25 protein-coding genes are annotated in these 23,245 nt (G+C 62.9%); 11 read left to right on the forward strand and 14 right to left on the reverse strand.

The genetic code is table 11. From position 1 onward, the window contains the following. The first annotated feature begins 44 nt into the window (after nucleotides 1-44). From NCR98_RS15750 to rhaS, 6 genes are all read left to right on the forward strand, one after another. Nucleotides 45-359 (forward strand): L-rhamnose mutarotase, encoded by a 315-nt coding sequence (locus NCR98_RS15750; RefSeq protein ID WP_250526616.1) that lies wholly within the window; start codon nucleotides 45-47, stop codon nucleotides 357-359. Nucleotides 360-392: 33 nt separating this feature from the next. Continuing rightward, entirely contained in the window at nucleotides 393-1,283 is an 891-nt protein-coding gene (locus tag NCR98_RS15755) for an amidohydrolase family protein (RefSeq protein WP_250466773.1), read from the forward strand. A 149-nt stretch (nucleotides 1,284-1,432) separates the two neighbouring features. Next, nucleotides 1,433-2,956 carry a sugar ABC transporter ATP-binding protein gene (locus tag NCR98_RS15760; protein ID WP_244828413.1) on the forward strand — a complete coding sequence of 508 codons (1,524 nt, stop codon included), beginning with the start codon at nucleotides 1,433-1,435 and terminating at the stop codon, nucleotides 2,954-2,956. Further along, entirely contained in the window at nucleotides 2,956-3,996 is a 1,041-nt protein-coding gene (locus NCR98_RS15765) for an ABC transporter permease (RefSeq protein WP_409015393.1), read from the forward strand. Before NCR98_RS15760 ends, NCR98_RS15765 begins: the two co-directional genes overlap by 1 nt. Further along, entirely contained in the window at nucleotides 3,989-4,993 is a 1,005-nt protein-coding gene (locus NCR98_RS15770; protein WP_250509946.1) for an ABC transporter permease, read from the forward strand. The genes NCR98_RS15765 and NCR98_RS15770 overlap by 8 nt, the downstream gene beginning before the upstream one ends. A gap of 97 nt (nucleotides 4,994-5,090) precedes the next feature. After that, nucleotides 5,091-6,104 (forward strand): rhamnose ABC transporter substrate-binding protein, encoded by a 1,014-nt coding sequence (gene rhaS, locus NCR98_RS15775; RefSeq protein WP_244828410.1) that lies wholly within the window; start codon nucleotides 5,091-5,093, stop codon nucleotides 6,102-6,104. A 192-nt stretch (nucleotides 6,105-6,296) separates the two neighbouring features. Here rhaS and NCR98_RS15780 read toward each other — a convergent pair whose 3' ends face one another. From NCR98_RS15780 to NCR98_RS15810, 7 genes are all read right to left on the reverse strand, one after another. Next, the gene (locus tag NCR98_RS15780) at nucleotides 6,297-6,896 is read right to left on the reverse strand and encodes a hypothetical protein (RefSeq protein ID WP_250526617.1); all 600 of its coding nucleotides are present in this window, start codon (nucleotides 6,894-6,896) and stop codon (nucleotides 6,297-6,299) included. Between the two features lie 34 nt (nucleotides 6,897-6,930). Then, a complete protein-coding gene (locus tag NCR98_RS15785) occupies nucleotides 6,931-7,335 on the reverse strand; it encodes a helix-turn-helix domain-containing protein (protein ID WP_244828407.1) in 405 nt (134 codons plus the stop codon). A 647-nt stretch (nucleotides 7,336-7,982) separates the two neighbouring features. After that, on the reverse strand, nucleotides 7,983-8,264 hold the full coding sequence (locus NCR98_RS15790) for an H-NS family nucleoid-associated regulatory protein (RefSeq protein ID WP_502799753.1): 282 nt from the start codon (nucleotides 8,262-8,264) through the stop codon (nucleotides 7,983-7,985). A 449-nt stretch (nucleotides 8,265-8,713) separates the two neighbouring features. After that, nucleotides 8,714-8,965: a hypothetical protein gene (locus NCR98_RS15795; RefSeq protein WP_370652151.1), complete on the reverse strand. Its 252-nt coding sequence runs from the start codon at nucleotides 8,963-8,965 to the stop codon at nucleotides 8,714-8,716. A 212-nt stretch (nucleotides 8,966-9,177) separates the two neighbouring features. After that, on the reverse strand, nucleotides 9,178-10,173 hold the full coding sequence (locus NCR98_RS15800) for a luciferase-like monooxygenase (RefSeq protein ID WP_250526618.1): 996 nt from the start codon (nucleotides 10,171-10,173) through the stop codon (nucleotides 9,178-9,180). Nucleotides 10,174-10,307: 134 nt separating this feature from the next. Then, complete coding sequence (locus tag NCR98_RS15805; RefSeq protein ID WP_250526619.1) at nucleotides 10,308-11,123, reverse strand: phosphate/phosphite/phosphonate ABC transporter substrate-binding protein; 816 nt, start codon at nucleotides 11,121-11,123, stop codon at nucleotides 10,308-10,310. Nucleotides 11,124-11,185: 62 nt separating this feature from the next. Further along, nucleotides 11,186-12,280 (reverse strand): fatty acid desaturase, encoded by a 1,095-nt coding sequence (locus tag NCR98_RS15810; RefSeq protein ID WP_250526620.1) that lies wholly within the window; start codon nucleotides 12,278-12,280, stop codon nucleotides 11,186-11,188. Nucleotides 12,281-12,583: 303 nt separating this feature from the next. Between NCR98_RS15810 and NCR98_RS15815 the strand changes: the two genes are divergently transcribed. Next, entirely contained in the window at nucleotides 12,584-13,615 is a 1,032-nt protein-coding gene (locus NCR98_RS15815; protein ID WP_250467448.1) for a HoxN/HupN/NixA family nickel/cobalt transporter, read from the forward strand. A 98-nt stretch (nucleotides 13,616-13,713) separates the two neighbouring features. Beyond that, the gene (locus tag NCR98_RS15820; protein WP_250466782.1) at nucleotides 13,714-14,622 is read left to right on the forward strand and encodes a formate/nitrite transporter family protein; all 909 of its coding nucleotides are present in this window, start codon (nucleotides 13,714-13,716) and stop codon (nucleotides 14,620-14,622) included. A gap of 63 nt (nucleotides 14,623-14,685) precedes the next feature. Here NCR98_RS15820 and NCR98_RS15825 read toward each other — a convergent pair whose 3' ends face one another. From NCR98_RS15825 to NCR98_RS15850, 6 genes are all read right to left on the reverse strand, one after another. Further along, the gene (locus NCR98_RS15825; RefSeq protein WP_250466784.1) at nucleotides 14,686-14,997 is read right to left on the reverse strand and encodes a beta-xylosidase; all 312 of its coding nucleotides are present in this window, start codon (nucleotides 14,995-14,997) and stop codon (nucleotides 14,686-14,688) included. A 162-nt stretch (nucleotides 14,998-15,159) separates the two neighbouring features. Continuing rightward, on the reverse strand, nucleotides 15,160-15,468 hold the full coding sequence (locus NCR98_RS15830) for a hypothetical protein (protein WP_244828399.1): 309 nt from the start codon (nucleotides 15,466-15,468) through the stop codon (nucleotides 15,160-15,162). A gap of 336 nt (nucleotides 15,469-15,804) precedes the next feature. After that, nucleotides 15,805-16,074 (reverse strand): hypothetical protein, encoded by a 270-nt coding sequence (locus NCR98_RS15835; protein ID WP_250493266.1) that lies wholly within the window; start codon nucleotides 16,072-16,074, stop codon nucleotides 15,805-15,807. Between the two features lie 6 nt (nucleotides 16,075-16,080). Further along, entirely contained in the window at nucleotides 16,081-16,413 is a 333-nt protein-coding gene (locus NCR98_RS15840) for a hypothetical protein (RefSeq protein WP_250509951.1), read from the reverse strand. A gap of 124 nt (nucleotides 16,414-16,537) precedes the next feature. Continuing rightward, nucleotides 16,538-18,241 (reverse strand): peptidoglycan D,D-transpeptidase FtsI family protein, encoded by a 1,704-nt coding sequence (locus NCR98_RS15845; protein WP_250526621.1) that lies wholly within the window; start codon nucleotides 18,239-18,241, stop codon nucleotides 16,538-16,540. Between the two features lie 50 nt (nucleotides 18,242-18,291). Beyond that, a complete protein-coding gene (locus tag NCR98_RS15850; RefSeq protein WP_250526622.1) occupies nucleotides 18,292-19,134 on the reverse strand; it encodes an arylamine N-acetyltransferase family protein in 843 nt (280 codons plus the stop codon). Between the two features lie 221 nt (nucleotides 19,135-19,355). Between NCR98_RS15850 and zwf the strand changes: the two genes are divergently transcribed. From zwf to NCR98_RS15865, 3 genes are read left to right on the forward strand one after another with little or no spacing between them, the layout of a single operon-like run. Then, nucleotides 19,356-20,936, forward strand: coding sequence for a glucose-6-phosphate dehydrogenase (gene zwf / locus NCR98_RS15855; RefSeq protein ID WP_250526623.1), 1,581 nt, complete (start codon nucleotides 19,356-19,358; stop codon nucleotides 20,934-20,936). 17 nt (nucleotides 20,937-20,953) lie between these two features. Continuing rightward, nucleotides 20,954-21,799 carry an ROK family protein gene (locus NCR98_RS15860; RefSeq protein WP_250526624.1) on the forward strand — a complete coding sequence of 282 codons (846 nt, stop codon included), beginning with the start codon at nucleotides 20,954-20,956 and terminating at the stop codon, nucleotides 21,797-21,799. Then, nucleotides 21,796-22,683: an HAD family hydrolase gene (locus tag NCR98_RS15865; RefSeq protein ID WP_250526625.1), complete on the forward strand. Its 888-nt coding sequence runs from the start codon at nucleotides 21,796-21,798 to the stop codon at nucleotides 22,681-22,683. Before NCR98_RS15860 ends, NCR98_RS15865 begins: the two co-directional genes overlap by 4 nt. Before the next feature lie 180 nt (nucleotides 22,684-22,863). Here the strand turns inward: NCR98_RS15865 and infA are convergent, their stop codons facing one another. Next, on the reverse strand, nucleotides 22,864-23,130 hold the full coding sequence (infA, locus tag NCR98_RS15870) for a translation initiation factor IF-1 (protein WP_244828391.1): 267 nt from the start codon (nucleotides 23,128-23,130) through the stop codon (nucleotides 22,864-22,866). Nucleotides 23,131-23,245 lie beyond the last annotated feature (115 nt).

Genomic DNA, 23,245 nt, shown 5'->3' on the forward strand with positions numbered 1-23,245 from the left:
GCCGCGAACATTCGGGCTCACTAAACAAAATCAGGCGGTCCGCCATGGAGACAATGGCATTTCGCATGACCCTGAAGCCGGGCATGCGCGAGGAATACGAGAAGCGCCATCGCGAGATATGGCCCGAACTGGCCGATGCGCTCGTTGCAGCGGGCATCCGCGACTACTGGATTTTTCTCGACGAAGCGACCGGACATCTGTTCGCCACCTACAAGCGCACCGGCACGCATTCGACCGACGCGTTGCCGCATTTGCCCATCATGCGCAAATGGTGGGACTACATGGCCGCGCTGATGGAAACGCATGCGGACAACGCGCCTGTTGCCGTGCCGCTTGCGCCCGTCTTTCATCTTCCGTAATCGCGCATTTCCAAGCTCGTGAGGAACACCATCATGCAGGTCGTCGATCCGCATATCCACTTGTGGGATTTGTCCACGCATCACTATCCGTGGCTGGCGAATCCGCAGACATCGTTCGTCGGCGACGCGCGCGATTTAAAGCATGACTATCTGCTCGCCGATCTGTTGCGCGATGCCGGCGACATCGAAGTGCTGAAGATCGTGCACGTCGATGCGAACCACGATCCCGCCGATCCTGTCGAGGAAACGCGCTGGCTGCAAGGACTCGCCGACGACACCGGCCGCGGCATGCCGAACGGCATCGTGGCGGGCGCGGATTTATCGGCCGACGATGCGCCCGCCGTGCTCGAAGCGCACGCGGCCTTCGCCAACACGCGCGGCATCCGGCAGATTCTCAACGTGCACGAAAATCCGTTGTATGACTACGTCGGGCGGCACTTCATGCACGAGCCTCGGTGGCGCCGGAACTTCGCGTTGCTCGAGCGCTTCGGCATGTCGTTCGACTTGCAGCTTTATCCGTCGCAGATGAACGATGCCGCGCAACTCGCGCGCGAACATGCAAACACGCAGTTCATCGTCAATCATGCGGGGATGTTCGTGGACCGGTCTTCGGTCGAAGGATATCGCGCGTGGCGCGACGGCATGCGTGCGCTCGCGGCTTGTCCGAACGTCGCGGTGAAGCTGAGCGGCTTCGCCATGCTCGATCACGAATGGACAGTGGAGAGCTTCCGGCCGTATGTGCTCGAAACCATCGATACCTTCGGCGTCGGCCGCGCGATGTTCGCATCGAATTTCCCGGTCGACAGGCTTTTCGGTACTTACAAACAGCTGTGGAACGCCTACGCGCAAATCGTGAGCGACGCGAGCGACAGCGAAAAGCAAGCACTATTCGTGCGTAATGCGGAGCGGATTTACCGCATTTAATAGCAACGTTCGAAGACCGGAACTGGCGTCGGACTTGATCGAAGGCGTCGCGTGAAACTCGCGTAAGCGCTCAGGCGCAACGCCAAGGTCCACGGCGTTGCACAGGCCGGAGCAAGCGCCAGCTTCGGCCGACAAACAGGAGACAGCGCATGACAACCAACAAGCCGCCAAGACTCGAATTGCGGCACGCGAGCAAGGCGTTCGGCCGCGTGCGCGCATTGGGCGACGGCAGCCTGCAACTCTTCGCGGGCGAAGTCCACGCGTTGCTCGGCGAAAACGGCGCGGGTAAATCCACGCTCGTCAAACTGCTCGCCGGCGTGTATCAGCCGGATGCAGGCGAGATTCTCGTCGATGGCGAACCGCGCCGCTTCGCCAATCCCGCCGAGGCACGCGATGCCGGTCTCGCCGTCATCTATCAGGAGCCGACGCTGTTCGCGGACCTTTCCATCGCGGAGAACATCTACATGGGCCGGCAGCCGCGCGACCGGCTCGGACGCATACGCTACGACGAAATGCATCGCGAAGTCGATGCGTTGCTCGCGTCGCTCGGCGTGAACCTGCGCGCGCAACGGCTCGTGCGCGGCTTGTCGATCGCGGACCAGCAAGTGGTCGAGATCGCCAAGGCGCTTTCGCTCGACGCCAACGTGCTCATCATGGACGAGCCCACCGCCGCGCTCTCGCTAACGGAAGTGGAGCGGCTCTTCGCCATCGTGCGTGCGCTGCGTGAGCGGGATGTCGCGATCCTCTTCATCACGCACAGGCTCGACGAAGTCTTCGCACTGACGCAGCGCATGACCATCATGCGCGACGGCATGAAGGTCTACGACGCGCTCACCAGCGACATGACCATCGATGCCATCGTGAGCAAGATGGTCGGCCGCGATCTCGACACGTTCTATCCGAAGGCGGACGTGCAGCCCGGCGACGTGCGTCTCTCGGTCCGCAACCTGACGCGCGAAGGCGTATTCAAGAACATTTCCTTCGATGTCCGCGCAGGCGAGATCGTCGCGCTCGCGGGCCTCGTCGGCGCGGGACGCAGCGAAGTCGCGCGCGCCATCTTCGGTATCGATCCGGTCGATGGCGGCGAAGTGAAGATCGCGGGGAAGGCGCTCGCCCTCGGCCATCCGGCGGCAGCGGTGCGCGCGGGCCTCGCGCTCGTGCCGGAGGATCGCCGCGCGCAAGGGCTCGCGCTGGAACTGAGCATCGCGCGCAATGCATCGCTCACCGTGCTCGGCCGCTTGATGCGGCACGGGCTCATCTCCGCGAAAAGCGAATCGACGCTCGCCGCCGACTGGGGCAAGCGCCTGCGCCTCAAGGCCGGCGATCTCGATGCGCCCGTCGGCACGCTGTCGGGCGGCAATCAGCAGAAGGTCGTGCTCGGCAAGTGGCTCGCGACGAATCCGAAGGTGCTCATCATCGATGAACCGACGCGCGGTATCGACGTGGGCGCGAAAGCCGAGGTGTATCGCACGCTCGCCGAACTCGTGAAAGAGGGCATGGCCGTGCTGATGATTTCAAGCGAGCTGCCCGAAGTGCTAGGCATGGCGGACCGCGTGCTCGTCATGCACGAAGGCCGTATCAGCGCCGACATTGCTCGCGCCGATGCAAACGAAGAACGAGTGATGAGCGCCGCGTTGGGCGCATCGCCGCAAACCCTGGGACGCGCCGCATGATGACACGACACTCTCCCACCATGCCCGCGCTGCCTGCCGCCGAAACGAAACGCGAGAGTCTCGCGGGTTCGATCGCGAAGAGTCGCGAGCTCACGCTCTTCATCGTGCTGCTCGTGCTGATTGGCGCGACCGCTGCGGTGAAGCCGGACTTCCTGAATCTGCAGAATCTGCGTGACGTGCTGCTGAATGTGTCGATCATCGGCTTGCTGACGGCGGGCATGACGATCGTCATGCTGATGCGGCATATCGATCTGTCGGTGGCGTCGATCGTCGGCGTGAGCGCATATGCGGTCGGCAGCCTCTTCGTGATGAACCCGCACATGCCGGTGATCGTCGCGATGTTCGCGGGCATGGGCGTCGGGCTCGTGATCGGCGCGGTGAACGGCGCGCTCGTCACCTTCGGGCGCGTGCCGTCGCTCGTCGCCACGCTCTCGACGCTGTATATCGTGCGCGGCGCGGACTACGCGTGGGTCCACGGCGGCCAGATCAACGCGACGAGTCTGCCGGATAGCTTCGCCACGATTGCAACCGGATCGCTGCTCGGCGTGCCGAATCTCGTGTTGATCGCGCTCGTCGTGCTGATCGCGTTGTCGGTGTATCTGAAGCAGTATCGCGGCGGCCGCGAGCATTACGCCATCGGCTCGAACCCCGAAGCCGCGCGTCTCGCGGGCATTCGCGTGGACCGCCGCGTGATGATCGGCTTCCTGCTGTCCGGCGCGATCGCCGGCCTTGCGGGCGTGCTGTGGCTTGCGCGTTTCGGCACCGTCGATGCCAGCACGGCGAAGGGCATCGAGCTGCAGGTGGTCGCGGCGGCGGTGGTCGGCAGCGTTGCGATCACGGGCGGCGTCGGCACGGTGGCGGGCGCGACGCTCGGCGCGCTGGTGCTGGGCGTCATCAACATCGCGCTCGTGGTGTTGCGCGTGTCGCCGTTCTGGCAGCAGGCCATTCAAGGCGCGCTGATCGTCGCGGCGATCGCGCTGGATACGTTGCTCGCGCGCTCGGTCGCGCGCCGCATGATGAGGAAACGCGATCATGGCTAAACCCGACTCGGCTCTTTCCACGGCAAAACGCCGTCATCTGCAATGGGAGGCGATGCTCGCCATCGTGCTGGTCGTCTCGCTGATCGGCGGACGCGTGCTTTCGCCGATGTTCCTTTCCGGCGCGAACCTCTCGAACATGCTCGCCGATTTCACCGAGATCGCGCTGATCGCCTTGCCGATGACGCTCATCATCGTCGCGGCGGAAATCGATTTGTCGGTGGCGTCGGTGCTGGGCGTGTCGAGCGCGTTGATGGGCGTGCTTTGGCACATGGGCTTGCCGATGCCGCTCGTCATCGCCATCGTGCTCGTCGCGGGCACGATGGCCGGGCTGCTCAACGGGCTCGTGATCGTGCGCTTCAATCTGCCATCGCTTGCTGTCACCATCGGCACGCTAGCGCTGTTTCGGGGTCTCGCTTACGTGTTGCTCGGCGATCAGGCCATCGCGGACTTTCCGGCGTCGTACACGTCGTTTGGCATCGATACCATCGCGGATACCTTCCTGCCGATGCCCTTCGTTCTCGTGATCGCGGGCGCGCTCGTCTTCACGGTGCTGTTGCAGGCGACGCCGTTCGGCCGCAGCCTCTTTGCCATCGGCGCGAACCCCACGGCCGCGCAGTTTTCGGGCATCGACGTGGCGAAGACCAAGATCAGGCTCTTCATGCTGTCCGGCGCGATGGCGGCGCTCGCGGGCATCGTCTATACGCTGCGTTTCACCAGTGCGCGCGGCGACAACGGCGAAGGCTTCGAGTTGTCGGTGATCGCGGCGGTGCTGTTCGGCGGCGTGAGCATCTTCGGCGGACGCGGGTCGATGATCGGCGTGCTGCTGTCGCTCGTGATCATCGGCGTGCTGCGCAATGCGCTGACCCTCGCGGATGTATCGAGCGAAACACTGACTATCGTGACCGGGGCGCTGCTGCTGTCCTCGGTGCTAATTCCCAATCTGGTCGCGCGCTGGCGGGCCGCGCGTGAAAGACGCTTCATGGCGCAGACGTCGTAGGTGTTGAGGGCTGGTCGAGGGTGCATTGAAGAACGTTGATAACCAGCGCAACGGTTTGTCCAAAGGCAAAACTCGCGCGCAATGACAGGAGACATACATGAAAAAACCGTATCGATTCTCACGCGGGCCGGTGCTCGCGGCGGCCTTGCTGGCCGCCACCGTGGCGCTTGCCGCAAGCGCCGCCGAGCTGAAGAGCGGGCTGAAGATCGCTTTCCTGCCCAAGCAGATCAATAACCCGTACGAAGTCATTGCCGATGACGGCGGCATGGCCGCGATCAAGGAGTTCAAGGGCGATGGCAAGGTCGTCGGCCCGTCGGATGCGGGCGCGTCGTCACAGGTGAGCTATATCAACACGTTGATCACGCAGCGGCAGAACGCCATCGTGATCGCCGCCAACGACGCCAACGCGGTCGTGCCGTATCTGAAAAAAGCGATGTCGCAGGGCATCAAGGTCGTGACTTTCGACTCGGACACCGCGCCCGACGGACGGCAAATTTTCGTGAATCAGGCCGAATCGGAAGCGATCGGACGTGGACAGATCCAGTTGCTGTCGAAGCTGATTGGCGGTGAAGGCGAATTCGCGATTCTCTCCGCGACGCCCAACGCGACCAATCAAAACACCTGGATCAAATGGATGCAGGACGAACTGAAGAAGCCGGAGTATTCGAAGATCAAACTCGTGAAGATCGCCTACGGCAACGATGACGATCAAAAATCATTCGTGGAGACGCAGGGCCTGTTGCAGGCTTATCCGAACCTGAAGGGAATCGTGGCGCCGACATCGGTGGGCATCGCGGCGGCGGCGCGTTATATCTCGAGTTCGCCAGCCAAGGGCAAGGTCACGGTGACGGGTCTCGGCACGCCGAACCAGATGCGCGCGTTCGTGAAGAACGGCACGGTCAAGGCGTTCCAGTTGTGGGACCCGGGTCAGTTGGGTTATCTCGCGGCGTACGCGGCGGCCAGTCTTGCGTCGGGCACGATCACGGGCAAGGAAGGCGATTCGTTCGAAGCCGGCAAGCTGGGCAAGCGGACCGTGGGAAAGAGCGGGGAAGTGATTCTCGGGCCGCCTACGACGTTCGATTCGGCGAATATCGATAACTTCAATTTCTGAGGTCGAAAGGGTAGCGGGAATCTGAGAGGTTGGCCCCGCGGTCGCGGGGCTTTTTTATTCGCGTATGCAAAATGGGTCATCCACGAAACTATCCACAGTTTCTGTTGAAAGCCCTGTGGATAGCCGCTGCGTGACCCATCCAACGCATTGATCCGCAAAGGCTTTCCGGAGCGTGGCGATTGCGCGTCAAGATCAGCGTAAGGGCTGCCCGTCCCTGAGCACTTGAATGGCCGTCGCCGATTCGAATTGCGCATGCACCATATCTCCGGACTTCAAGCCGTCAAGCGATAAGTCCGGCGCGACCGCAAGCGTCACCGTGTGGGTCGGGCCGCGTAGCGTGATCTCGCGCTTTTTCTTGTCGATGTGCTGAATCGTCGCCAGTATCTCCACCGTTCGCGCCTGCGCCGTCACGCCGTTCGTCGCCGGAACGGTCGCTTGCGTGTCGACGCGCTCACGAATCGCACCCGGCTTCGCCTTGACCGCGCGCATCAGCACGGCGTTGCGATACTCGATGTTCACCGTGTCGCCTATCTTGAGCTTCTTGACATCGGCGACCTGCGGATTGACGGCGACTTCCACGACGCGCCCCGCCGGCCCCTTTAGCGCGACGCTGTTCGTCACCGGGTCGATGCCAACCACATGCGCCTGCACTTGCGCCACCGCCGCCCCGGCTCGCGCTTGCGGTTCCGACGCGGCATCCTGCGCCGCAGCCGGCAAAGCCGAGACACAAGCAAGCGCGACGAGTGCGCATCCGATCCATGAACTGCCTGCACGACGCGAAGTTCGAAGCATGGTCATCTCCTTTGATATGTGAACATCACCGGCATCAGCGTCGTGACTTCGACAGCAGATGCCCAAGTCCGAGATTGGTCGCGATCTGCCACACATAGACGCGCGAATAACGCACGCCGAAGCGCCGCTCGATCAGTTCGCGCAGACGCGAGTTGGTCCACGCGTCGCTCGCAAAACCATGCACGCGCGCCGGGCCCTGCAAGGCGGCCGCGATCCATTCGAGCGCCTCGCGGTCCAGCACCGATACCCGTCCGCCCACGCCCATTTTCGCGAGCTCGTCGAGCCCGCCATCGGACACGATTGCCTTGTAACGCTTCACCGTCTGCAAGGACAGATGCAGATGCTCCGCCACGGCCTGCACCGATGCCCCTTCGAGCAACATGCGCCCGGCTGTCATGCGCCGCTCGACGCTCGGCAGGGTAGTGGGCCGGGGCAACATGGCGCTCCTCGTTCGATACGCGTTTCGCGGACGCTATACGTCAGCCGCGATGCAAGGCGAGGCCTGAGCGCGTGCTCCGCTTCCTCGTCTGTCGATGCAGCTGCCAATCAGTTTCGGTTTCGGTATCGTGGCGCGCGAGGCGTCGGTAAGCGTTCATGCGTTCCCCCTGTCGAGCAAAGACTGCGGGACCTGTTCGGCGTACTTGCGGTGTACTAACGGTGTGCTGGATGTAACGATGAAGTGTTCGCGAAACGGCGGCGCTTTCAGGAAAGCCGGGTACTGGTCACCACCAATAAACGTTTTCCGCCGCGAAAGGGAACCATCGTCGAAATTTTTTAGGCTTGATTATTCGCGATGAATTGCCTATGCGCGAGGCTTCGCACGCGCCGAGCCGCGCAATTGCATGCGTGTGCGTTTCGAATGTGCACGGCCGGTCGGCAAATGCGGGCGCGATTAACCACGACGTCTTTGCGAAAAAACGGCGCGCGCAGAAGCACGCGGAGCATTCCGCTTGCATGGCCTGAGGTGACAATGACGAAGGCGAAACGCCCATGCCTTACGAATCGCGCTTAATGACTACGCATAATGATGGCGTTTATTGGCCACCGTGCATGCGTATCCGAAAGGCGGGGAAACGAGGAAGGGCGTTACACGCGATAAAACTCGATATCCTGACCGGCATGCACGGCGCGCTTCAGCCATTCGGGCATGTCGCCCAGGCCGTCCCACGTGTCGCCGCTGGCGTTACGGAAAATCGGCGCTGCGCCGTCTCCGGATTGCGGCAGTGACGGCAATTGCGGCATGGCCCGAGCTGGCTTCGCCGTACCGTTGGCGCCGTTGGTCTTGGTAAAGGTGGGCGGCGGTTCGGCCGCTGGTGCGTCGGCCAATGCTTCGGCCAGCGCGCCTTCCGTAATGCCGAACTCGACCATTCGGCTGCGTAAATACGCGATGATGCTGTCTCGCTTTCTTTCGTCCACGGCTTTCCTGATTCAGCTTTTTGATTTGCGAAAGACGAACCGATGCCCCGCGCGGACCGGGGCGGCTCGATGACTAGGTTTGATATGTTTTATCCAGCGTGACGCACAGTGAAACGTGCGTCAATTAGTGTATTTACCGCAGACCGCGCTTATCCCATCACACGCGCCGCCCACACCGATTAATGTCCCCGCTGTGTCGGCTATATAACAGTAATACCGGCTTCGGACATTGGCTCGTGCGGGAATCGCCATGACGGACGCACGACTATAGTGCGCGCGGGAGGTCACGTCGGGAGGCTACGAACTGCGGGAAAGCGACACTCGAACCGCCCGGTTTCCCGAACGGCTGATGCGTCGCCTGAACGCTATTGTATGCTGCTTGCGCCAACTATTAAATTGTTTTAACGACTATGTTGTTCACCCGGCAATTCCGCACCGTGCGCGCGAATTGCCGCAATCAGTTCGGCGGGCGTAATTTCATAACGAACTTCACGATGAATACCCGGCTTGCGCTCGTCGATCTCGATCAACAGAACAGCCTTGCCGTCGGATGCGGGTTCGAGCCGCAGCGAACGCACTTCCTGGCCGCTCGATTCATCGTATTCCGTCAGGAGCGTCATGGCGCCCGTGGCGGCGCTTTTCGGCATCGACATTCTTCCTCCCGTCTTGCGACGTATTTGTTGTTGTCTTGCCGCGCCTCCTCTCTCATGCACGAATTTCGGGCGCACGACGAAGGCAGACACGGCGGATAAGCAGATGCGAAGCGCGCACGCGCCCCGCCTGTCTCATTATTGCCTGTCAAAAGCGCGCGCGTAAAGCGTAGGGGCTTTCCCGAATGTCGTGCGGCCTTCGTCGTTGCGCCGATTCAACCGCGGGCGGCAATCGAATCGCGTACTTCCGCCGTGATCTCGAACGAGCGCAGACGCGCCCGATGATCGAAGATCTGCGCCGTGACGATCAACTCGTCGGCCTGAGTCTGCTCGATCACCGAGCGCAAACCCGCTTCGACATCCGCACGCGCGCCGACCACCGAACACGCGAGCGACCGCTCGACGCCTGCGCGCTCGCCCTCGCTCCACGCGATCTGGTCGACGGGCGGCGGCAACTGGCCGGGCGTGCCGCGCCGCAAATTGATGAACTGCTGCTGCAGCGAGGTAAATAGAAAGAGGGCTTCATCGACGGTATCGGCGGCGAAGACGTTCACGCCGACCATCGCGTGAGGCTTCTTGAGCGTCGCCGATGGCCGGAATTGCGTGCGATACACCTCCAGCGCGGTCAGCAGATAATCCGGCGCGAAATGCGACGCGAACGCGAACGGCAGCCCGAGCGCCGCCGCCAGTTGCGCGCTGAAGAGCGACGAGCCGAGCAGCCAGATGGGCACATGAAGACCGGCGCCGGGCACTGCGCGCACGCGTTGTCCCTCGACGGGATCGGCGAAAAAACGCTGCAGTTCGACGACGTCGTCAGGGAAGGAATCGGCGCTGCCTTGCAAGTCGCGACGCAGCGCGCGAGCCGTGGTCTGGTCGGTGCCGGGCGCGCGTCCGAGGCCCAAGTCGATACGTCCCGGAAACAGCGACGCGAGCGTGCCGAACTGTTCGGCGATGACGAGCGGCGCGTGATTCGGCAGCATGATGCCGCCCGAGCCGACGCGAATGGTCTTGGTGCCCGCCGCGATATGGCCGATCACGACCGCCGTCGCCGCGCTGGCGATGCCCGTCATGTTGTGATGCTCGGCGAGCCAGTAGCGGTTATAGCCCCAGCTTTCCGCGTGACGGGCGAGGTCGAGCGAATGCGCGAAGGCGTCGGAGGCGGTCGAGCCGAGCGGAATCGGTGAGAGGTCGAGAAGCGAGAAGGGGATCATTGCGACGTTCCGGATGCGTGGGACGACGAGAAGCGTGGCCGTCAGCGTTCAGGCCCGGCTGGCGGACAAGCCGCGCCGGCGCCTCGCGTTTAAAAGTCGATTGTGCCGAATGTGCGGGATTCTTGCCGAAGCGATCAGGCCAGCCGCGGATAGCCTTGCGCGATGGCATCGCGTTCGAGGTCGAGAATCGGCGCGTAGTCGGCGCGCGTGGGGCGCACGAAGCCGTCGAGCCGCAGCCGTTGCGCAAGCGCGGGATGGTCGCGTACGGAATCCGCGAGCGCGGCGGCGAGCCGCTCGATGCCGTCTCGCGGAACCCGCTTCGAAGCGATGAAAGGCAGCGCGGGCGAACTCGCCGTCACGCCGATTTCCCTGACGCCTTCGGCTAGTTCCGGCACATGTTCGCGCACGTAAGCAAAGGTCACGCAGTCGATGGCGGCGACATCCGCGCTTCGGTCCGTCGCGAGCGCTTGAAGCGAAGCCAGATGCCCGCCGCTTCGCTCGACCGAAGCGAAGAAGCGGCCCTCGCGGGCCAGCGGCGCGACCGCGTGACGCAGGAAGTTCATGCCGCTGTTGGAGTCGTCGCTGTTGTAGATGGCTCTAAGGCCGCGACAGTCGGCGAGCGTCGTCGCTTGCGTGTGCTTTCCGGCGACGATCACGCTGCGATAGCTGCCGTTCGCGCAGCCGGGGACATCGAAATTGGGCGTGGCGACGAGTTGCACGCGGCCTTCGAGCGCGTGAACGAGCGGATAACCGCAGGTTTGCGACAGGAGCAGATCGTCGCGTTGCCAGAAAGTGGTGAGATCCGCACCCGGATCGACGATGTCGAGCGTATCAGCGCGTTCGTCCAGCCAGTCTGTCACCCGCGCTTTCACGTCCGTCAGCAGCGCGCGCCAGTCGGCAGCCAGCGCGGGCGTGACGTTGTACATCGGAAGGGCGGTGATCCATTGCATGGGCGAGCTTTGCGAGAAGCGAGAACGCTCTATCGTACAGGGCGGCTCGACCGCAAGCCGATCTACGAAACCTTCGCCGAGCGCGAATCACGCGTGGACGCCGCAGCCCTGACCAGCGCCGGCTGCCCGAAGCGCTTGGCCGCGCCGCGTTGCATCGCGTTCGTGCGCGTCGTGACGGAGGTATCGGCAATCCATTCCACCGGCGCGCGCGTCCCGCCCGCGAACGGATGCACCGGTGAAACCGCGCGCGCGAACGCATGCTTTTTGATCCACTCGCCGTACCCGCGCACGACAAATCCGCCATTGCTCGCGCCGTACGCTTCGCGCCGCTGCCGATACACCGCGCCCAGCGCAAACCACGGCACGCCGGGCAAGTCGTGATGCACCGAATGATAATTGTTGTTCAGAAACAGCAGTCGCCAGGGCCACGCGGCCTCGTTCAGAACGGTGCGTTCGCGGGCATCGCCTTCCGCCCGATGCTCCTGAAACGATCGCACCGAAGCCAGCGCCAGCGATGCATAGCCGACGCCGAACAGAAACGCGCGCCACGGAATGCCGCAACGGGCATCGAGCCACCATGCAAGCGCGGCAAGCGACGCTGCGTGCACGAGCCAGCTCGCGACGATCCGCCATTGACCTAGCGCGACCGCCTGCGCGGCTTCGCGCCACGAGGCGGCGATCGAGAACCATGGACCGATCAGCACGCGGCCCAAGAACGTATTGCGGGCAGCGAGGGCCGCGCGCAATACGACGCCCGCATTGGCCCACTGCTCCGGCGTGACGTAATAGCTTTCCGGGTCGCGGCCGGGCTCGGTCAGATGCGCGTCGTCGTGATGACGCAGATGCGAGTCGCGATACACCGCATACGGAAACCACACGGCGAGCGGCGCCAGGCCGAAAAGCATGTTGACGAGCGGCCAGCGCGTGGGATGTCCATGCAGCAGTTCGTGCTGCAGCGACATGTACCAGCACGAGAGCACCGCGAGCAGCGTGAGCGTGACCGGCAAGCCGAGCGTGCGCGCATGGAGCGCCACGCCGAACCAGCCGCTGTACACCGCGACGATCACGAGCCACGTCGGCCACGCGCTGCGCCAGCGCCACGTCGCGCGTTGTTCCTGGAGTTGCTCGCGTTGCGCGTCGTCGAGATAGCGGGGCATGGCGAAAGTCGGGATAAGCGAAGTGCCATCCTAGCTGCGCGCTTCGATGCGCCCAACCAATGAATCCGCCTATGTTTTCCCCGCTCAGCGAATAGGAATAGGCAAAAAGTCATATATGCGGCAGGTCACGTGATTGCCCGGTGAACGCGCCGAACGCGCGGGAGTGGCCGCGCCGATTATTGGCCGCCCATCGAAGCGCGGTATCCTTTGACCCTTTGTGGCCCCAAATCCACCGACATGTCCCGATTTCACGACAGAGACGCCAACCCGAGTCACAGCGCGGTCATCGAGACTGCCGGGCGAATGGGCGCTTTCAGTCTGCAACGCAAGTCGACGCGCATGTTTGCCGGGCTCATCGTCTTCAATGTGCTCGCGTGGCTCTGGGCGCTCGTCGCGTTCCGGCACTATCCGGTGCTGCTTGGCACGTCGCTGCTGGCGTATTCGCTCGGACTGCGCCATGCCGTGGATGCCGATCACATCGCCGCTATCGATAACGTCACGCGCAAGATGATGCAGCAGGGTAAGCGTCCGCTTGGCGTCGGCATCTTCTTTTCGCTCGGCCATTCGACGGTCGTCGTGGTGGCGAGCGCGCTCATTGCCGCGACCGCGTTCGCCGTGCAGGGCCGCTTTGCGCAGTATCGTGAGATCGGCGGGGTGATCGGGACGTCCGTCTCCGCGCTTTTTCTCTTCGCCATCGCGGCGATGAATCTGTTCGTGCTGCGCGGCGTCTGGCGCGCGTTCGGGCGCGTGCGTCGCGGCGAAGCATGGCACGACGACGACGCCGACCTGCTGATGGCGGGCGGCGGACCGATCGCGCGCATCGCCCGGCCGCTTTTCCGCCTCATCAGCCGAAGCTGGCATATGTATCCGCTCGGCTTTCTCTTCGGACTCGGTTTCGATACGGCGACCGAGATCGGCCTCATGGGTATCGCCGCCGCGGAAGCCGCGCGCGGCATGCCGGTGTGGTCGATCCTCGTGTTTCCGGTGCTTTTCACCGCGGGCATGTCGCTCATCGATACCGCCGACAGCATGCTCATGGTCGGCGCCTATGGCTGGGCTTTCATGAAGCCGATCCGCAAGCTCTACTACAACCTCACGGTCACGCTGGTGTCGGTGCTGATCGCGGTGCTGATAGGCGGCATCGAAGCGCTCGGGTTGATCGCGGACCGGTTGCAACTGAAGGGCGGACTGTGGGACGCGGTCGCCGTGCTTTCCGAACACTTCGGCGCGCTCGGTTATGCAATCGTCGGTCTCTTCGCCGCGTGCTGGCTTATCTCAGCGCTGATCTACAAGTGGCGCGGCTATGATTCGCTCGATGGCGGCATCGTCCGCTAGAAATGTCTTCAAACTGACTCGTCGGGCATTCTTTCTGCTTGAAAGCTTCGCCGCCGCTCATCCGATCCCTGCATCGAGCGGCTTTCAGGGAGAAAAACATGTCACAGCCGAAACCCGGCGCGCAGCAAGAAGAAACATCCACCGAAGCTTCTCCCAAGGAAAGTTCCGCTGGCGCACAGTCGCCCAACCTCGATAACGCCGAGCGTGAACAGGCGGCCGAGCATTCGACGCCGCATGCGCTCGTCGTTCACGAAATCGTCCGCGAAGAAGGCGAGGCGGCGATGGAGCGGACCTTCGGCGCGCTGATGTGGTCGGCGCTTGCCGCCGGCCTTTCGATGGGTTTCTCGTTTCTCGTCCAGTCGATTCTCGAAAGCTCGTTACCGGAGACGAGTTGGCGTTCGCTCGTATCGAGCTTCGGCTATACGATCGGTTTCGTGTTCGTCGTGCTCGGACGCCAGCAATTGTTCACCGAGAGCACGCTGACCGCTGTGTTGCCGGTGCTCACGCGCCGCGATATGAAGACGCTGTTCAAGACACTGCGGCTTTGGGCGATCGTGCTCGTCTTCAACCTTGTCGGCACGGCAATTTTCGCGGGCATTCTGCAGATCAAGGGCGTCTTCTCGCCGGAAGTCACCGAAGCGCTCGCCCACGTCGCCGAGATGCCGTTTTCCGCCGACTTCGGCGTGACGCTCGTGCGCGGCGTGTTTTCAGGATGGCTGATCGCGTTGATGGTCTGGCTGCTGCCGAGCGCGCGCTCGGCGCGGCTGCTGACCATTTTGATCGTGACTTATACGGTTGCTGTGAGCAAGCTGACGCACGTGATCGCGGGATCGGTGGAAGCGGCCTATGCGGTGATGATCGGTGCGGCGAGTATCGGCGATTACTTTCTGGTCTTTATGATTCCGACCGTGATCGGCAATATGCTCGGCGGGATATCGCTCGTGGCGATCGTGAATCACGCGGCCATTGCGCCGGAAATCGAGGGAACGCCGCAAGGCGAGAAGTAACGGATAGGCGGCACAGGGCGTCGAGTAACCGGCAACGCCCTGATCGCTATCCGACCACACGCCTTATTTATTGTTGCCAGCTCCCGTGCCGTAGAGACCGTTGTTGAACCCGCCCGCGCCATCGGTCTTGTGATCCTTGCCGGCGCTGGGGCCTCGCGCCGCGCCCGCCGCATCCTTCGATTGCGGCTTTTGCGATTCATGCACCGTCACGCCCGCCGGATTCGCACGCGAAGTCGAATCCGAGGCGCGACTGTCTTGCGAGTCGGAGCCGGAGCCCTGGACGATCTGCGCAAAGCCGTAAGTGCTGAACACCGTCGTGCCGATGGCAACGATAGCAGCGACCATCTTCGAGGTGCGGTGTGATGTGTTGGACATGGCGTTCCCTGTATGAATCGATGACCTTTCATCGAGCAGGAACGATGCCCGGCAGTGAGCACCGGGAACCCCTCGCGCAGCTTTCGCGCGAACGGATATGACAATAGCGCGCGCCGCAGCGCGGAATTTCGCGCCGCCCGGCGCGAGTGGCGAAAGCGGTTTTTAGGCCGCTTTCGCCCACAGCCTGTTCGTGGATTTCTTGCGGCTTCCCGGGCCGCTCGGCCCTTTGCTGCTCACGGAATCGAGCGCCGTCGAAAGCGCTTCGATGCGCTGCTTCTGCGCCGGCACGAGCGCGAATCCCGCCGATACCGCCGCAAGCCGCTCGCGCCAATAGTCGACATTGAGCGTGCCGGAAGACTGGTTGTTCATCGTGCGAAGCTGCGCGACTGCGCGCTCGATATGCTGAAGTTCGAGATCCGCCATGGCCGAGGGCAAGAGACTGCCCTTGGTCTCACTTTTCTTTTTTTTCATTTGTGGTCTTCCTCTCGGCAGGCAAGCGCCCGATGAAATCGCTCATCGTCGCGCTACGCCGTAGCCGCTTCACCCCGTACCCCGATCACCCACGCCGGTTCTGGTCGAACCGTCGTGAGCGCCCCTTACTCGTCTTTGTTTTCACGACTCGTGCGGCGACGACATCCCCATGTCAACGCCTTGCGAATCGTTGAAAAAATAGTCGCAAACGGCGAGGCGGCGCTCCGTCTGGCATCGCACATTCAAGCAGGCGCGGTGCGGCGCTATGTGCGCTGCGCCGCGCAAAGGGCTGATGAGATTCGGAAGGATGCGGGACTACCCGCGAAGACGAAACTGCTACTCGGACGCGCGCTTGCCGCTGCGGCTGATTTGCGCTTCGAGCGCCTCGTCGAGCTTGCTGACCTTGCGCGGCTTGCCGGGCTCGCGCGCGTTGACGAAGGTGACGAAATCGTCCATTGGCATTGGCTCGGAGATCTTGCGCGAGCCTTCCGCCGATCGTTCGACCAGATAGAAGTAGCCGCCGGGCATGGAGACGGCCGCATAGTGCGCGTTGCCGCTACGCGTTTTAAGCCGTTCGACGGCGTTGATGGCTTTGGTCGAGCGCATTTGGACTCAGGGCGCGCACTTCTTACCAGCGCCTTCGATCCAAAGATTCGATGCGTGGCGCTCGCCGGGATAAAAGCGGTACGTGGTCTCGCCGTTGTCGTAGCGGACCTTGACGACGTTCGAATCGCCGAATTCGAGCATGGTGCCTTGCGGGATTGGCGTCGACTTGTATTTGGTGTCGTGCTTCTTTGCTTCGTCGGTGATGCACTGGACGATTTCGCCGACCCGGTTATCCGTGGATGCGGCTTCGACTTCGGGTTGCCCGGCATCGGCGTTATGAAAACGGCCGCACGCGGTAATGAGCAAAGGCAGCGCTAGCGCCGCGACAAATTTCTTCATGAGTCTCCCGAATGACCGTTGTTCTCTGCGAACCCGCATTAGAGCACAGGGCCTTTACAGTTCGATAAGGCGGACATGCGGCAAGGTTCGCGCTCGATGATTGGGCAGCAAAGTGCGCGCCCGCTCAAGCATCCGGCGGCACGCCCAGCAATGGCAACGTCGCGCCGACGATGCCAGAGAACACCGGCCCCGCCACTGTCCCGCCGTAATACGTCGTGCCCGACGGCTCGTCGATCATTACCGCGACGATCACGCGTGGATCGCTCATCGGCGCGATGCCGACGAACGACGCGCGATACTTGTTCGCCGCATACGACCGCCCGATCTGCTTCCTCGCCGTGCCGGTCTTGCCGCCCACGCGATAGCCTTCGACCGCGGCGGCGCGGCCGGTGCCGTTCGGGCCCATCGCCATTTCCAGCATGTTGCGCACGGCCTTCGCGGTGGCGGGCTTCGTGACCTGCAACGGGTCGCGGCGCGTTTCGCCCTGAATAAGCGTGGCTGCGTGAAAGCGCCCGTCGCCAGCATAGGCCGTATAGATCTGCGCAATCTGCACGAGCGACAGCGACATGCCGTAGCCATAAGCCATGGTCGCCTGCTCGATCGGCTTCCAGCGCTCGGGCGCGCGCAACCTGCCGACCGCCGCGCCCGGAAAAGTCAGCTCCGGCGCGCGGCCGATGCCGTAATCGCGGTACTTGTCCCAGATGGTCTGCGCGGGAATCTGCAGCGCGAGCTTCGTGAGCGCGACGTTGCTCGACATCTGCACCGCCTCCGAGACGGTGATGACGCCGTGATTCGACGTATCGTGGATCACGTTCGGGCCGATCTTGAGCGTGCCGGGCGACGTATCGATGCGCGTCTCCGGCCGCGTCTTGCCGAGGTCGATGGACAACGCGGCGACCAGCGGCTTGATGGTGGAGCCGGGCTCGAAGGTATCGGTGAGCGCGCGATTGCGCAGTTGCTCTCCGGTCAAATGGCTGCGGTCGTTCGGATCGAAGGTCGGATAGTTGGCGAGCGCGAGCACTTCGCCGGTCTTGGCGTCGAGCACGACGACACTGCCCGCGCGCGCCCGATGCTTCGCAATTGCCGCCTTCAGATGCGTATGCGCGAGCTGCTGAATGCGCCGGTCGATGGTGAGCGCAATGGTCTCGCCGTTTTGCGGCAAGTCGGGCTCGCCGATCTGCGAGATCACGCGCCCGAGCCGGTCGCGAATCACTTCGCGCTGACCCGCTTCGCCTGTCAGACGCGCGTTCGCCGCGAGTTCCACGCCTTCCTGACCGTTGTCCTCGTTGTCGGTGAAGCCGACGATATGCGCCGCCGATTCGCCTTCCGGATAAAAGCGCTTGGTGTCCGGCACGAGCGTGATGCCCGCGCGCCCAATCTGCGCGATCTTCTCCGCTGTCTCGGCCTCCACTTGCCGCCTGAGCAATACAAAGCTGCGGCCGGTTTCGACGCGTCTTTGCAAATCGCGCGCGGGCATGCCGAGCAGTTGGGCGATGTCGTCGCCGCGCGTGCCGTCGAAGAGTTTCGGGCTTGCCCAGACTTCATACGTCGACAGGCTGACGGCGAGCATGGCGCCGTGACGGTCCACTATCTTGCCGCGCGTCGCCTGCAAGGAGAGCGTGCGCTGATAGCGCTTCTGACCTTCGCCGATATAGAACTTGCGGTCGACCACCTGCACCCACGCCGCTCGTCCGGCGAGCGCGAAAAAAGCCGCGGCAAGGCCGATCACCACGAGTTGCGAACGCCACGCGGGCAACTGCCGCGCGAGCATCGTACTGCGATGATGAGTCTGAAAATCGCTGCCGCCGCGCGTCTTTTTCTTGAGCATCGTGGTCTCGTGCGTGTGCTGGGAGTGGGATCGGCGTTGCGCTCGATGCGTTACGGAAGCCGCGCGAGCGCGCCATCGAGATCGGCGGCATCCGGCAGACGAATGGCGAACTCGTCCGACAGCACACGCCTTAGTTCTTCTATCGTCTTCAGTTCGCGATGACTCGTGCCTTCGCGGTCGTCGTGCACGCTCAGGCGCCGGTTGAAAAGCCCGTAACGCTTGCCGGGCGCAAGACGTGCCGCGAGCAGGTTGTTCACGAAGACGGAACTCGGGTAAGTCGACACGAAATGGTTCGACATCTCGTAGTCGACGTCGTATTGCGGATCGAGGTCGAAGCGATAGACCGGCTTCCAGTCGCCGTCGATATAGGCGTTCAGGATGTAGCCCGGCAGCATGGTTCCGGTTTCGATGCCGTCGAGCCGGAACGCGCCATGCGGCGTGATCTGTTCTAGCCCGGACTTGAGCGCAAGCGGCGCGGAGAGCGTCATGCCGCCAAAACCGACATCCGTGAGGAAGGGACCTTCGTCGAGATCGACGATCAGCAGCATGTGGGCACGCGGCGGCATGGCGGGATCGTCGCGGCCCCACAGCACACGTCCCGCGTAACCTCGCGCGCGAAAACCGAGCGCTTCTAGTACCCTGCGGAACAGCAGATTGTGTTCGTAACAATAGCCGCCGCGCGCATTGGTCACGAGCTTGCGCTGAACCGAGGCAAGATCTAGGCGAACGGGACGGCCGAGCAGGACATCGAGATTTTCGAACGGGATGGCTTGCGGGTGCAGCGCATGCAAGGCGCGCAGTGTTTCGAGCGTGGCCGCCGTATGCTGCGTTTGGTCGTAGCCGATGCGTTTGTAATAGGCGGGCAGGTCGATCTTGGTATCGTCGGCATTCATGTGAGGTCCGTGTCGCATTGATGGTTGATGATGACGCATGCCCCGCACCGCCCGTACCCACGCCGCTGGCGCGCATATTTTACGACACGTAAGGTTGCTAATTACAAAAGCCATACGTCTTTATTGCTTCTACCGCAAAGCACTGCAAGCTTTTGAACTGTGCCGCGTCGCTCGGGGTCTGTCCTGAGTACTGCACAAAACGATCAAGGGGCGAACGAGTCATGCCGAACGAGAACAACGAAGCACAGCAATCGAACCCAACGCAATTGAGCGGGCAAAAGCCGGAACAGGCCACGCCGCTTGCCGGCAAGCATCCCGCGCCGCCTTGCACGCTGGTCATCTTCGGCGCGGGCGGCGATCTCACCAAGCGGCTCCTGATGCCCGCGCTCTACAACCTCGCATCGGATGGCCTGCTCGACGACGGCATGCAGATCATCGGCGTCAATCACGGCGAGCGCGAAACCGCCGACTGGCGCGATGAGCTGACGCAGTCGCTACGCAAGTTCGCCGCCGACAAAGCGAGCACGTTCCACACGTCGCAACTCAACGAAAAAGCGTGGAGCTGGGTCACCGAGCGGCTCGAATACTTCGCGGGCGAATTCACCGAAGACGAAACCTTCGAGCGCCTCAAAAGCCGGCTCGCGAAGGCCAAGGGCGGCAACGTCGTGTTCTATCTGGCGGTGAGCTCGCGGTTCTTCGGGCCTATCGTCGAGCATCTCGGCAGCGCGGGCCTGCTGGAAGAGAAGGACGGCAGCTTCCGCCGCCTCGTCATCGAGAAGCCGTTCGGTACCGACCTGGCCACGGCGCAGGAGCTCAATCGCTGCATTCTTTCGTATGCGTCGGAGTCGCAGGTTTATCGCATCGACCATTTTCTCGGCAAGGACACGGTGCAGAGCATTCTCGCCGTGCGCTTCGCCAACGCCATGTTCGAGCCGATGTGGCGGCGCGAGTACATCGATCACGTGCAGATCACGGCGGCGGAAACCATCGGAGTGGAAGGGCGCGGCAGCTTCTACGAACAGACCGGCGCATTTCGCGACATGCTGCCGAACCATTTGTTCCAGTTGCTCGGCATGGTGGCAATGGAGCCGCCCAATTCCTTCGACGCCGAAACCGTGCGCGACAAGAAAGCCGAGGTGTTCGATGCAATCGTGCCGCTGCATCCTAAAGACGTCGTATTCGGCCAGTACGAGGCCGGTCCAGCGGGCAAGGGTTACAAAGAAGAAGACGGCGTCGCGAAAGACAGCCGCACCGAAACCTATGCCGCGGCGCGCGTCTATGTGGACAACTGGCGCTGGGCGGGCGTGCCGTTTTACTTGCGCACCGGCAAGCGTTTGACCGAGCGCCGCACGGAGATTTCGATCTATCTCAAGGCCGTGCCGTTTCGCCTGTTCCGCGACACGCCCGTCGATGAACTCACGCCCAACGTCTTCACGCTGCGTATCGATCCGGCGCACGGCACGAGTTTCGACTTCAACGTGAAGGTGCCGGGACCGATCATGCAGATCGGCGCGGTGCGCTCGGCGTTCAATTACGGCGATTTCTTCGCGGAGCGCGCCAACGTCGGTTACGAAACGCTGCTCTACGACTGCATGCTCGGCGACGAGACGCTGTTTCAGCGCGCGGACAGCATCGAGACGGCATGGGCCGCGGTGGACGACGTACTGCATCCGCATGACGGCGAGGTCGAGGTGCACGGGTATCCGGCCGGTAGCGCGGGGCCCGAGGCATCCGACAAGCTGCTCGCAGCCGATGGCCGCGCGTGGCGCTCGCTTACCGACACCATCAAGAAAACCAACTGATCAAGGGGACGAAAAGCGTGAGCACGACATCCGTAGCGAAAAAAACCAAGAGCCGCACGACCATCGACAAAGGCGCCGCGCGCGCCGAGCGCATTCTCGCCATCGACGTGGGCGGCACGGGCTTGAAAGCCGCGATCATCTCGGAAGAAGGCGAAATGAAGAGCGATCGCCTGCGCGTGGCAACGCCGCATCCGGCGACGCCCGAAGTGCTCGTCGATACGCTCATCAAGCTGGTCGAGCCGCTCGTTGCCGAACCGCCGACGCATATTTCCATCGGCTTTCCGGGCGTGGTGCGCAACAACGTCGTCCTGACCGCGCCCAATCTCGGCAACGAATACTGGAACGGCATCCCGCTCGCGGATTTGATCTCGCAGCGCGTCGGCGGCGTGCCCGTGCGCATGATCAACGATGCCGAAATGCAGGGGCTCGCGGCTATCGAAGGGCGCGGCCTGGAGTTCGTGCTGACGCTTGGCACCGGCGCCGGCACCGCGCTCTTTCGCGACGGCGAACTCATGCCGCATCTGGAACTCGCGCATCATCCAGTGTCGAAGAAGGGCGACGCGTATGACCAATACATCGGCGCGGCGGCGCGCGAGAAGGCGGGCAATAAACGCTGGAACAAGCGCGTTCAGAAGGTCATCGGCATTCTGTCGTCGCTCGTGAATTACGACAAGCTGTGGATCGGCGGCGGCAATGCCGCGAATCTGAAGTTCGAGTTACCGCCGAACGTGGCGGTGGTGTCGAACGCGGCGGGCATCGAAGGCGGCGCGAAGCTCTGGCATCCGCGTTCCGTGCGGGAAACGCGTCAGTTGCCGCATTTCAATGCGCAGCACGCGGACAAGGAAAAGGGAGCGCAAGCATGAGCGCCGCCGATATCCGCTACGGCCTCCATAGCGCAACCGGCGACGGCGCCGCCGCGTTCGAGGCGCTCGCGAAGGTCGAACTCGTCGTCACCGATTGCGACGGCACGCTGCTCTACACCGACAAGACGCTCGGCGACAAAGCCGTCGACGCCGTGCGGCGCCTGCGCGAAGCGGGCGTGCAGTTTACGGTGGCGAGCAGCCGGCCGGGCAAGGGCATGCGTCATATCGTGAAGACGCTCGGCGTGGATTTGCCGTTTGGGTCCTACAACGGCGGCAGTCTGGTTCAGCCGGGAACGTGGGAAACGTTCGCCGCGCACAAACTGCCGCGCGATGCCGTGCAGACCGCGCTGGACACGCTTGCCGAAACGGGCGTGGATGCCTGGGTGTTCATCGACGATAACTGGTACTTGACCAATCCCGATGGCGAATACGTGCCGCTCGAAACGCGCACCGTGGGCTACGAAGGCGTGCGCGTACAGCGCTTCGACGAACTCGATCTGTCGGCGGTGGACAAGATCGTCGGTTCGACTTCGAATGCAACGCTGATCGAAAAGGTCGAGAAACAGTTGGAGGAGCGGCTGAAGGATCGCGCACACGCGGCGCGTTCGCAAACCTATTACCTCGATGTCACGAGCCTCGAAGCCAATAAGGGCGACGCCGTGCGCGAGCTGGCGAAGCGCGCGAATGTGCCGCTGGATCGTGTGGCCGTGCTCGGCGACATGGGCAACGATGTCGCCATGTTCGAGATCGCGGGTGTGTCAATTGCCATGGGACAAGCGTCGGAGGCCGTGCAACGGCGCGCGAGCCTGGTTTCGGCGAGCAATGACGAAGACGGTTTCGCTATCGGCCTCGACGCCATATTGGCGATGCGGGCCGCTCGATAGCTCGATTAAGCGAAACGTACAGACATCGACGCGTGGCGCAGCCGTGGCGGTTTGCCCGACCGGGCTGGCTAGCGGCCGCGTCGAAGTTGTGAAGATCCGCTCAAGGTAATGCACGCGTTTGCCGCGGATCGGGCGGGCGCGTTCCTGATCAAACCGTTACCGCATGTACGACGTTGCTGCTTAACGACGGCGCATTGGCGCGCGCGGGCCACCGCTGCCTGCGCGTTCGTCCTTGTGCCGGAAGTTGATGCGGCCCTTGGTCAGGTCGTACACCGACAATTCCAGCGTCACGCGGTCGCCCGCGAGAATACGAATGTGGTTCTTGCGCATGCGGCCCGAGGCGTATGCGCCCACGACGACGCCATTGTCCAGCGTCACGCGGTAGCGACTGTCGGGAAGCACTTCATCAACGATACCGTCGAGTTCGAGTAGTTCTTCTTTCGCCATATGGAGCTCCTGTTGAAGTAGTAATCATGGGTGCCGCGCCGTTGCCACAGTGCCTCGCCGCGGAAGTCGCCAAAAAGGCGGGCGGCGCTGCACGGGCGTGGTCGCTGCAGGGCGG

The organism is Caballeronia sp. GAWG2-1 (assembly GCF_023631405.1).
In the GTDB taxonomy this organism is placed as follows: Bacteria; Pseudomonadota; Gammaproteobacteria; order Burkholderiales; family Burkholderiaceae; genus Caballeronia.